Genomic DNA, 8,035 nt, shown 5'->3' with positions numbered 1-8,035 from the left:
ACCCCCCGCGGCAAAAAAAAAAACCCCCCCGCGGGCTTCCCCCCCGCGGCGGTTTTCTTTTGTGCGGTCCGGATCTACCAGATCAGAGTGGTTTGGTCTCAGCCAGCGCCTCTTCCAGCATTTTCTCATTGCGCGCTTCTTCGATACGACGGATGCGATCTTCGCTGGAACGGATGTCAAAGCGGTATTTCACAACGTTGATCAGGCTCAGTGTCAGCAGCATGATGCCCATGCCCCAGAACCCTTTGGTCGCCAGCGGCACCTCAGTCGAAAGCCAGAGCGAGATGCCCAGCATCCCGTAAGCCACAGCCACACCGGCCACGTTGAGGGTGATGATCAGGTTGTTGTCGTTGCGTGCGTTGGTCATTGGGTCTCTCCCGATTGGTCGTCTTGATTCTTCAAATACTTAAGAAAGCTGCGCCAGTTTACGGGCGCGCGCGAAGTGTCAGTTTTTCGGTGCCAGCCGCGCCAGAACATCAGCGGCGGTACTGCGTGTCGGGGCGCCGAACCCGGCATCCGCCAGATCATCTGCCACCGTGCCATGGCTCAGCCCGGTTTCGATGTCCTTCAGGATTTCGCTATGCTCAAAGGGATCTTCGGCGGACATCACACGATTGATCAGCGCCTCAGCCTCGCCCAGCGTGTCGCCGGATGCTTCGCCCCGCGCCATGCCGATATGCGCGCCTTGTGCCTTCCGGGTGGCCCTTGCTGCAACTGCGCCCTGTTTCAGATCCATCAGACGGCGATGACAGGATTCTACGGACTGGCGGAGCTGCAGGCTGCGCTGCTCCAGCATGTCGACCGTGCGGCGGCGCATTGCCTGCTCGTTTTCCAACTCCGCAATGGCCGTGGCAGCGGCCTGCGCCAGATCCTGACGATCATCCGCAAGAGCCGCGCGGGCCCGCTCCGTCAGATCACCGATCCGCGTGGTGACCGCCTCCAGTTGACGGGTTTCCATACGGGATTTCTGGATCAATCCGGCCAGCGCCTGTTTGGCGCGGGTCAAATCTGCCTCACCGGCGCGGATCTTCTGGTCGATCAACTCAATCGCATAAGTGTCGCTCAACCGCTCCTCAGCGCGGGCATCAATGCCCCGGATCAAAGTCTTAATCGTTGCAAACATGGCTTCCTCCAAATCGTGAACACCGTTCATGAGTTTGGTATAGGGAAATTTTGAACGCCGTTCAAGGATTATTTTGAACGATGTTCAGGAAATCATGTAAGGCGTGACAATACCTCGGAAATCATCCGCTCAATTTGGTCCACCGGCACGCCAGAGATGCGGTTCTCCAACCCGAGAAGCACGATTCCATGCACGGCCGAGAACAAAGCCCGCACCATGAGCACCAGATCCTCGGGTGTTTTGTGAGGAAAAATCTCCGCAACCGGCGCCGCAATATTTGAAAACAGATCCTCCAGCGCGGCGCGGTACCAATCAGGAACCGCCTCCTCCTCCGCCTGCACATCGAACAAGGCGCGCCACAGCCGGGTATTCTCTGCCGCGAATCCCAGATACGCATTGCTCATCAAGATCAGCCGTTCGGTCGGCGCAGCCCCCTCCGCCCCGTTGAGAGACTGCCGCACAGCCTGCCCCAGCGCCTGAAAGGTTTGCCCGTTTACGGCCATCACGATGGCATTCATATCGTCAAACGCGTTGTAAATAGCGCCCACAGCGCAACCCGCGTCTGTCGCAAGATCGCGTGCCCGCAGTGCCCCTGCCCCGTCACTGCGAATACGGACCTCAGCCGCTGCCACCAGTTTTTCACGCAACTCTTGCTTGCGGATTTCGGCCTTGCTTGCCATCTGCTCTGCCCTTCAGTCTTGAACCACGTTCAAGATACCGGGCCGCGCCCGCAAGTGAAAGGGGGGTCAGCTCTTAGACAAATCCCCGCCAGCGCAGCACCACCACGAGCAATATCGCAACCACGATCACCGAAAAGGCCATTGTGGCGACGATATCCAGCAGACGTCCGCGACGCCGATCCGCCAGGTCAATGGATTTCAGGTACTTGATCACCTCACGTGCCGCGCGCTGCAACGGGTCCTGCTCAACTGTCAGCCGCAGTTTCGGATGCGCCAGAAAATGCTGCGCTTCGGCAAGCCGCATGCCCTGTCGATAGATCCGGCGCGGCAACCGGCGTCGCGCGTGTTTCAGTGCCGACGCAAGATCGCCGCCAACCTGTTCTCGGTCTTTCAACAGGTCCTGAACCTGTTCGATATCGCTGAGAAGGGTATTTGCCATGGACGGTCCGGGATCTGAAAAACTAGCGATACTTTAGCGGCGCTTCGCGGTACGCTCAATGCCCAGACAGAGATATAAGAAACAACAGCAATCCCCCGCGCAAAGGGGCTGGCGAGTGAACGATCCCGACGCTATCACGGGGATATGCTGAACACGATCCGCCATGGCGCCCCGACCGACAAGCCCACCTTGATGATCGCGCATGGGCTTTATGGCTCTGCCCGAAACTGGGGCGCTATTGCCAAACGGATTTGCGATGATCGCGAGGTCATCGCGATCGATATGCGCAACCATGGCAACAGCCCCTGGACCGAAACCCACAGCTACCGCGATATGGCCGATGATCTGGCGGAGGTGATCGCAGCCCATGGCGGGCCCGTTGATATGATTGGCCACTCTATGGGCGGCAAGGCGGCAATGACGCTGGCACTCAACCACCCCCAGGCGCTGCGCCGCCTGCTGGTCGCGGATATCGCGCCAGTGGCGTACCAGCACAGCCAGATCCAATACATCCATGCGATGCGTCAGGTTGATCTCTCAAAGGTCGAACGCCGCTCCGACGCCGAAGCACAGCTGGCCGACCTCGGCGTCGAAAAAGCACTACAGAGTTTCTTCACGCAGTCCCTTGATCTGCCCAAGAAACGCTGGCGCCTGAACCTGGACACCCTGGAACACGACATGCCCCACATCATGGGTTTTCCCGAGACCGACGCGCAATGGGACGGCAGCACGCTGTTTCTGTCCGGCGCTGCCTCGGATTATGTCCTGCCGGAGCATCGCCCCCTGATCAAGGCACGGTTCAGCCAGTCACATTTTGCCAAACTTCCCGATTGCGGCCATTGGCTCCACGCCGAAAATCCGCGCGCCTTTGTCGCGACAGCCCGCAGCTTCTTTGACGCCTGAATGGGACGCCGCCTCTCTGCACGCGCGTGGTCATCCCTGATAAAGCCGTCGCGCCACCAGATAGGACACCGGAAGCCCTGCCACCGCACCAACAGCGGCCGCCATCAGAATAGCCGGAACAGAGACATGCCCGGCCACCAGAACCGCGATCACAGCGGCCCCGGCAAGGCTGCTGCCGATCAGGGAATAGAGGATGGATGCTAGGCGGATCATGGCGGTCACTCCGGTCATAGGTTGGCAACATTAGGGTATCTGCCACCATAAATCATGGTGTCGGAAGGCCGGTCTTTGATCCTGATCAGTTCCACAGCAACACTGCGCTGAAACGATCCCGGGTCAGCATGCGTTTTAGAAAGATCTGCGACCAATACGCCAACCGCCGCAGCTGCTGGTGCAGCACGGCGGTCGTGTTCTGGGAAGCGTTGGTACAGACGATCCCCCAGATCGGTTTTTATGAACGGACGAGCCAGCCCCACGGCGCCCCTCCTAGATAGACCGCCTTCTGATGCCAAAGTCAGCCGGTGGCACGTACACCATAGCCCTGCGCCCCAGCGCTGCCGCTTCCAAAGGACACGATGTTCTGCGTCCCGGACCCCGTTTTGAAAATGGAAATCTGGCGGGTCAGCTCATTGGCGTCATTGGAGAGTGTCTGACTGGCCGCGGTGGCCTCCTCGACCATGGCTGCATTGTGTTGGGTCACCTGATCCAACTGGCTGACACCGGTGTTGATCTCCACAAGGGTCACGGATTGTTCCGCTGCGCCCGTTGCAATCTGGCTGACATGGCCAGAGATGGTGCTGACGCTGCCGATGATTTTCTGCAGTTCTTCACCCGCGCGGCTCACCAGTTTCACACCGTTGCCGACATATTGCGAACTCTCGTTGATCAACTGCTTGATCTCACCCGCCGCGTCGGAGGATCGCTGCGCCAGCGCGCGCACTTCGGAGGCCACAACCGCAAAGCCGCGACCGGCCTCGCCCGCCCGCGCCGCCTCAACACCAGCATTCAACGCAAGCAGATTGGTCTGAAAGGCGATATCATCAATCACCGAAATAATCTGTGAGATCTTGCCAGAGGATTCCTCGATCTGCGACATAGCCGTCACCGCGTTGCTCACAACTTCACCGCTTTCCTCAGCGGTTGCGCGCGCGTTGCTGACGATGTCCTCGACCTCGCGGGCGCCATCGGCAGCGGAGCGCACGGTTGAGGTCAGCTCCTCAATCGCAGCTGCGGTTTCTTCCAAGGTAGCGGCCTGGGTTTCGGTGCGATGCGACAGCTCACTGGAGGACTGGCTGATTTCGGAAGCGGTGCTGCCAACCGCCTCCGCGACCGCCTTCACCGTTTCAACAGCGCCGTTCAACGTATCCTGCGCGTTGTTGAACGCCTCGCAGAGTACCCGCATGTCCGGCAATTCAGAGGGCTGTACCCGGTAGCTCAGATCCCCCTCACTCAGGGCTTCGAGCCCTTTTGAGATATCCTCAACACTGTTCTGCCGCGCGGTGATATCGGTGGCGAGTTTGATCACCCGCACCGTCTTACCCTCACTGTCGAGTACCGGCGCATAGGTGGCTTGGATCCAAATCTGCTCTCCGGTTTTCGATACACGCGGATATTGATCGGTGAAGAACTTTCCCGCGGCCAGATCCGCCCAGAACGATTTATAGGCGTCGCTGCGGGCATAATCGGGATCCACGAACATCGAATGATGCTTACCCTGGATCTCCTCAAGTTGGTATCCGACCGCGCCCAGGAAGTTTGCATTGGCTTCTAAGATCGTTCCGTCGGGTTCGAATTGGATCATTGCCTGCGTTCGATCAATCATATCCATGATCGAGCGTTCCATTGTCGATTCAGCTTGCTGCTTCTTCGCATCACGTTTGAAAAACATCGTTACCCTCAGCCATACATTGAAACTTCGTCGAAAAATCAATATCGGAGGTTCCTTGCGCAAATATTAACTTTGGAACACGCGCCGGGTCAGGGAACAGGATCCAGCTTTTCATCTCTTCCAAATATTAATTCATGATTTCTCACAGCAACTTAACTTACCCACAGAGTGTTCGGAATAGATCGCAAAGATACGCATTTACGCTACCTCTCGATTAACTTACTCAACCTAAGATGGCACCTCTTCAGCTGACGACCACACAAAAGCCCGCTCAATTTGATACTAATTAGAGAAACTGTCGTGGAAATCCCCAAAACAAATCCCCTTACGCGTGAGCAATCGTCCGGAAAACCTCTCAAAGTGGAAAAGTTCGGGCATCGTTAATATTGGTTGAACAGTTTTGCGCCAGGAATGACTGTATATTTACAGTAGACGATAATCACCGGTGTAACCTTCATGAGATTTCGGCCCAAAGCGTGGATCCAGGCGCTGAACAATCGGACCTATCTGCCGACGCTGGTCGCCTTAGTGGTGATCATCGCCGCAGGCATATCAGCCGAATCCCAGAACGACACCATCTATGAACAAAAGCTGCGGGCCGATGTCCAATATGAAGCGGGGCTCATTCGCGCCCGGATCGAGGGCAACCTGGCGGCCGATATCCAACTGGTTCGCGGGCTGCAGGCAGTCCTGTCAACAGAACCCGATATGACACAGCGCCGATTTTCGCAATTGGCGGCCCATCTACTGGAGGCCGAAGATAGTCTGCGCAATATCGCTGCAGCGCCCGACCTCGTCATCAAACTGATGCATCCGATGGAAGGCAACGAAGCTGCGATTGGGTTGGATTATCGCAAGAACGACGCCCAGCGCGCCGCTGCCCTCTTGGCTCGCGACAGCGGCGAACTCGTGCTGGCAGGGCCTGTCGATCTGCTGCAGGGCGGTCGCGGCATGATCGCACGTTTCCCGATCTTCATCGGGCCACAGGGAAGCAAATCCTTCTGGGGCATCCTCTCCTCCGTGATCGACATTGACGCCGTCTACTCAAAGGGAGGGTTGACGGATCCTGATCTGATGATCGACGTCGCTCTGATCGGTAAGGATGGCAAAGGCGCCAGTGGCGCGCAGTTCTACGGAAACCCAGATATCCTAGAGGACAGCCCCGTTCTGATGGACATTGTTCTGCCTGTGGGCACCTGGCAGCTTGCCGCACGCCCGAAGGTGGGCTGGCCCACCCGCGCCGATAACAAATGGCAACTGCGGTTCACAATCCTTCTGGCTGGCGCCTTCATTCTCTTTCCAACCGCACTGGCGGGTCGGTTGTCTGCGGCCCGGCGGTCGGTAATCCAGACCCTCAAACGGCGCGAGCGTGAGCTTGAGGCATTGTCACGCCGTCTGGAAATGGCAGTTGAAACCTCGAAGATCGGCATCTGGGAGATTGAGGACAACTCCGATAATGCTATCTGGGATCACAGAATGCGGGAGCTTTATGGCGATCCCGTCGGTTCAAGCGACGTGCCGCTCACTGTCTGGAGGTCCTTTCTGCACCCCAATGATCGTGATCGCGTCATCAACGGTTTTCAGGAGGCGCTGCGCCACGTTCGCAACCACTCCATCGATTTTCGGGTCCGGCTGGAAAACGGCACCCATAAGAACATCCGCGCAATGGGCTGTTCCTTTCGCGATTCACGGGGACGCAACCGGATGATTGGCGTCGAATGGGATGTGACCCGCGACGTCGACCTCAACAATGAACTGAAACGGACCAACCAGCAGCTGACCCACCGCAACGCTCAGCTGACCTACGCAAAACAGGCCGCCGAAAAGGCGGATCAGGCAAAGACCGAATTTCTTGCCAATATGAGCCATGAGATCCGTACGCCGATGAACGGCATCATCGGGATGTCCGATATCCTCGCCGAAAGCCCGCTCTCGGCGGAACAGGAGCAATGCGTTGACACCATACGGGACTCCTCTGTCGCTCTGTTGAAAATCATCAATGACATTCTGGATCTGTCCCGGCTGGAAGCTGGCAAGATGGAGATCAGCACCGTTGATTTCAATCTCCGCAAATGCGTTGATGGTGCTGTCGATGTACTGCGCCCGAAGCTGCGCGAAAAGGGTCTTACCTTCACACAGACCTTCGCCCGTGAGCTGCCCGAACAGGTTCATGGCGACGACGGACGGCTGCGTCAGATCCTCGTCAACCTGCTCAGCAATGCGGTGAAATTCACTCAGTATGGTAGCGTGTCCCTGCACGTCAGTCGCGATGTGAAGGATCCGTATCATCTGTTCATTGATGTCGTGGACACCGGCATCGGCATCTCAGAAGATCAGGCCAGACATGTGTTTGAGCGGTTCTCGCAGGCGGATGCTGCCACCACGCGCCACTATGGCGGCACCGGTCTGGGGCTGACCATCTCCAACATTCTGGCACAGCGTATGGGCGGCGGCATCAGCCTGAACTCAAACGAGGGTCAGGGCTCCTGCTTCCGGCTTGAAATCCGGCTGTCTGCGGCACGTACCGCGCCCAGTGCCCCAACACAGATCAGCCCGGAGACCGCGCAGCAAAAGCCCGGCCCCGGCGTTTTGCTTCTGGCAGATGACAACCGGACCAACCGCCTGCTGATCCGGAAATTTCTTGCCGACACCCCACTCAATGTGATCGAGGCCGAGAACGGGCGCGAGGCGGTAGATATGTGTCGCGACCACCAGCCTGCTATCATCCTGATGGACATGTCCATGCCAGAGGTCGACGGCCTCACCGCGACCCGCCAGATCCGGGCCAGCAACATGGCTCAACCCGCGATCATCGCCCTGACGGCCAACGCCTTTGAAAGCGACCGGCGCGCCTGTCTCGACGCCGGGATGGATCGCTTTTTGCAAAAACCCATCCGGAAACCGCTGCTGCTGGAAACCATCGCCTCGGTTCAGGCCGAACGTGCAGCGCCGCCGAATCAGACAAAAGACGGCACCAATTCCTGATCCCCTAAGGGGCCAGC

At 58.0% G+C, this 8,035-nt stretch carries 9 protein-coding genes; 2 read left to right on the top strand and 7 right to left on the bottom strand.

Annotation, left to right across the window (positions count from 1 at the left end; all coding sequences use genetic code 11):
• Positions 1-82: 82 nt before the first annotated feature.
• From J4721_RS03510 to J4721_RS03495, 4 genes are all read right to left on the bottom strand, one after another.
• Positions 83-367, bottom strand: coding sequence for a hypothetical protein (locus tag J4721_RS03510; protein ID WP_014874314.1), 285 nt, complete (start codon positions 365-367; stop codon positions 83-85).
• A 78-nt stretch (positions 368-445) separates the two neighbouring features.
• Positions 446-1,123 carry a PspA/IM30 family protein gene (locus tag J4721_RS03505; RefSeq protein ID WP_102855811.1) on the bottom strand — a complete coding sequence of 226 codons (678 nt, stop codon included), beginning with the start codon at positions 1,121-1,123 and terminating at the stop codon, positions 446-448.
• Between the two features lie 92 nt (positions 1,124-1,215).
• Complete coding sequence (locus tag J4721_RS03500; RefSeq protein ID WP_211002110.1) at positions 1,216-1,803, bottom strand: TetR/AcrR family transcriptional regulator; 588 nt, start codon at positions 1,801-1,803, stop codon at positions 1,216-1,218.
• 73 nt (positions 1,804-1,876) lie between these two features.
• Complete coding sequence (locus J4721_RS03495) at positions 1,877-2,242, bottom strand: hypothetical protein (RefSeq protein WP_014874311.1); 366 nt, start codon at positions 2,240-2,242, stop codon at positions 1,877-1,879.
• A 144-nt stretch (positions 2,243-2,386) separates the two neighbouring features.
• On the opposite strand from J4721_RS03495, the gene J4721_RS03490 reads away from it, so the two are divergent.
• A complete protein-coding gene (locus J4721_RS03490; RefSeq protein ID WP_211002109.1) occupies positions 2,387-3,145 on the top strand; it encodes an alpha/beta fold hydrolase in 759 nt (252 codons plus the stop codon).
• Between the two features lie 30 nt (positions 3,146-3,175).
• On the opposite strand, the gene J4721_RS03485 is transcribed toward J4721_RS03490, so the two are convergent.
• From J4721_RS03485 to J4721_RS03475, 3 genes are read right to left on the bottom strand one after another with little or no spacing between them, the layout of a single operon-like run.
• Positions 3,176-3,358, bottom strand: coding sequence for a hypothetical protein (locus tag J4721_RS03485; RefSeq protein WP_014874309.1), 183 nt, complete (start codon positions 3,356-3,358; stop codon positions 3,176-3,178).
• A gap of 14 nt (positions 3,359-3,372) precedes the next feature.
• Positions 3,373-3,621 carry a hypothetical protein gene (locus tag J4721_RS03480; RefSeq protein ID WP_211002108.1) on the bottom strand — a complete coding sequence of 83 codons (249 nt, stop codon included), beginning with the start codon at positions 3,619-3,621 and terminating at the stop codon, positions 3,373-3,375.
• Positions 3,622-3,659: 38 nt separating this feature from the next.
• Positions 3,660-5,033, bottom strand: coding sequence for a PAS domain-containing methyl-accepting chemotaxis protein (locus J4721_RS03475; RefSeq protein WP_102915210.1), 1,374 nt, complete (start codon positions 5,031-5,033; stop codon positions 3,660-3,662).
• Between the two features lie 456 nt (positions 5,034-5,489).
• Between J4721_RS03475 and J4721_RS03470 the strand changes: the two genes are divergently transcribed.
• A complete protein-coding gene (locus J4721_RS03470) occupies positions 5,490-8,018 on the top strand; it encodes an ATP-binding protein (protein WP_211002107.1) in 2,529 nt (842 codons plus the stop codon).
• Positions 8,019-8,035 lie beyond the last annotated feature (17 nt).

Origin of the sequence: Phaeobacter sp. HS011, from assembly GCF_018101215.1 — a bacterium.
GTDB classification, from domain to species: domain Bacteria; phylum Pseudomonadota; class Alphaproteobacteria; order Rhodobacterales; family Rhodobacteraceae; genus Phaeobacter; species Phaeobacter inhibens.
Note: the sequence above shows the minus strand (reverse complement) of the source record. Positions and strands in the feature narration are given on the sequence as shown.